We start from the raw sequence: 2,698 nt of genomic DNA on the forward strand, positions 1-2,698 counted from the left end.
CGGCCACCGTCCAGGCCACCTTCGACCTGACTCCGGCGGAACGGATCCCCCGCGACCTGGGCACCGCCGACGTCGCGCTGCGCCCCGCGCCCCCGGGAAAGGTGATCGTCCAGCAGGACGACCGGGGGAACGAGGCCACCGAACCGGGAACCTCGCCGCACGGCGCCGCGCCGCGGACGGCGGCCGACGTGCGGCGGCTGCTCCCGCCCGGCAGCCGGGTCATCCAGATCCGGGCGCCCGAGCAGGTTCATTACAGCTCGCGATGGCTCAGCCCGATCCGGGTGACCGGGGTGGACCTGCGCGATCCGCTCACCCAGGGGATGTACCGGTTCGAGGCGGGCCGGCCGCCCGCCGCCCCGGACGAGGTGGCCGTTTCCCCGTGGCTGGTACGGCACGGCGCCGGCATCGGCTCGACGCTCTCGCTCTCCGGCATCCCCCGCCCGTACCGGGTGGTGGGCGTGGTGGCACCCCCCGACAACCTGAACCGGCCGATCGCGGTCACCCTCCCGGAGGGCGTCCGGCCGGGGGAGCGGGAGGAGTGGCTCGCCGACACCCCCGTACCAGTGACCCGAAGTGACATCCGGCGGCTGAACGCCGAGGGTCTGGTGGTCCGCTCCCGCGTTGTTCTCGCCGGCCAGGGCGGTTACCGGGACGATCGCATCTCCATCGCGTCCATCGACGTGAATCCGCAGCGCACCGCCGATGTCGCCGTGCTGGGGCTGATCGTCACGATGTCGCTGCTGGAGGTGGCGCTGCTGGCCGGGCCGGCCTTCGCGGTGGGGGTGCGGCGGCGGCAGCGCGAGCTGGCGCTGCTGGCCGCGCAGGGCGCCTCCGGACGCCAGCTCGGCCTGGTGGTGCTCGCCGACGGGCTGCTGCTCGGCGGCCTGGCGACGGTCGCCGGGGTGGCGGCCGGTCTCGCCGCCGCCTGGGCGGTGATCCCGGTGGGGGAGGCCCTGGGCGGTGGCGCGGCCGGTCCGTACGACGTGCCGGCCGGTCAGGTGATCGTGGTGGCGGTGCTCGGGCTGCTGAGCGCGGTGCTCGCCGCCGCGATGCCCGCCCGGCGGGCCGCCCGGCTGGACCCCGTCCGCGCGCTCACCGGACTGCGCGGCGAACCCCGCCCGCGACGTGGCCGGCCACTGCTCGGCCTGGTACTGCTGGTCGCCGGACTGGCCGCCACCTTCGTGAGCGTCCACGGGGTGTCGAGCGACCTGTGGCTGGCTCGCGTCCTCCGCATCCTTCAAGGGCCGGACAATCTGCGGCTGGCCGGCGGGGCGTTCTGCGCCATGGTCGGGTTCGTGCTGCTCACGCCCTTGCTGGTCCAGGCGGCCGCCGGCCGCACCGCCCGGCTGCCGCTGGCGCTCCGCTTCGCCGGCCGGGACGCGGCACGCAACCGCAGCCGCACCGCCCCCGCCGTCGCCGCCGTGGGCGCGGTCACCGCCGCCTTCGTGGCCGCCCTGGTCGGGGTGAGCGCCATGGACAGGTGGGAGGCGTCCCGCTACCAGCCCACGGAGGTCTCCGGTGCGCTGACCATCAGGATGCTGCCCGCCGATCAGAAGGAGATCCCGCGGCTGCGGGCGGCCGTCCAGCGCGAGTTCCCGGGTGTACCGCTGATCGAGGCGTATCGTCCCACCGGGCGCCCCGCCCAGGTCAGCTCCGTCGTGGAGAGGTGCTCGACGTCCCCCCCGGGCTGCCCGCAGGGGATGTGGGAGCCGTTGATCGGCGGTGCGGACCTGCTGGGCTACCTGACCGGAAGGAAGGATCCCGCCGCCGCGGCGGCGCTGGCGTCCGGCAAGGCCGTCGTGTTCCTGCCCGGTCTCGCCGACGGTGGCTCGGTCGAGTTGGACATCGGTGGATCCCCGCTGCCCGGTACGCGCGTTCCCGCCGAGCAGGCCGTTTTGCGGCAACCGGGCGTCGCGTCGGTGTTGCTTCCGGTCAGTATGGCCACCGACCTGGGCCTGAAGCCGGCACTCGACCGGCTGGTCGTCGATCCAGATGACCACCGGGTGACCCCGGCCGAGGAGGAACGGCTGGCGACCCTGCTGGCTGACGGGGACCTGCGGCTGCCCGTCAAGGTGGAGCGTGGACACCAGACGCCCGTGACGTACACGGTGCTCGTGCTGGCGCTCGGCGCGGGAGCCGCGCTGCTGGCGCTGGGCGGCACCCTGGCCGCCACCGGGCTGGCCGCCGTGGACGCCCGGCCGGACGTGGCCACCATGGGCGCGGTCGGCGCGCCACCACGGATGCGCAGGCTGGTGACCGGAGCACAGGCCGCGTTCGTCGCCGGCACCGGCGTGGTCCCCGGCGCGCTGTGCGGCCTGGTGATCGGCAGGGCGCTGGCCGACCAGCTGGTCGGAGCGTCCTACTTCTATCTGGAGAGCGGGCCATGGCGCGCGGTCACCTGGCCGGCGGTGGCCGGTACGGCCGCGCTGGTGGTGCTGTTGCCGCTGGTGGCCGGGCTGGTGGCGGCGGCGTTCGTCCGCGACCGGATCACCCTCACCCGCCGGATGACCTGATCAGGAGATGAGACATGACGACTGAAGCGGTGGTGCGGCTTTCCGGGGTGTCCCGGGTGCACGGGTCGGGGGTGAACGCGGTGACCGCTTTGGCGGAGGTGAGCCTGGCGGTGGCGGCGCATGAGTTGGTGGCGGTGATGGGTCCGTCCGGTTCCGGCAAGTCCACGTTGTTGAATGTGGCCGGC

Annotated in this window: 2 protein-coding genes; both read left to right on the forward strand. The window is 74.5% G+C overall.

The window, feature by feature from the left end:
* Window positions 1–2,513: FtsX-like permease family protein (locus Sru01_RS34945; RefSeq protein ID WP_203995147.1), on the forward strand; the 2,513-nt coding region annotated here is incomplete at its 5' end.
* A 14-nt stretch (window positions 2,514–2,527) separates the two neighbouring features.
* The coding region (locus Sru01_RS34950) for an ATP-binding cassette domain-containing protein (RefSeq protein WP_203995161.1) at window positions 2,528–2,698 on the forward strand (171 nt) is incomplete at its 3' end.

The organism is Sphaerisporangium rufum (assembly GCF_016863395.1).
GTDB classification, from domain to species: Bacteria; Actinomycetota; Actinomycetes; order Streptosporangiales; family Streptosporangiaceae; genus Sphaerisporangium; species Sphaerisporangium rufum.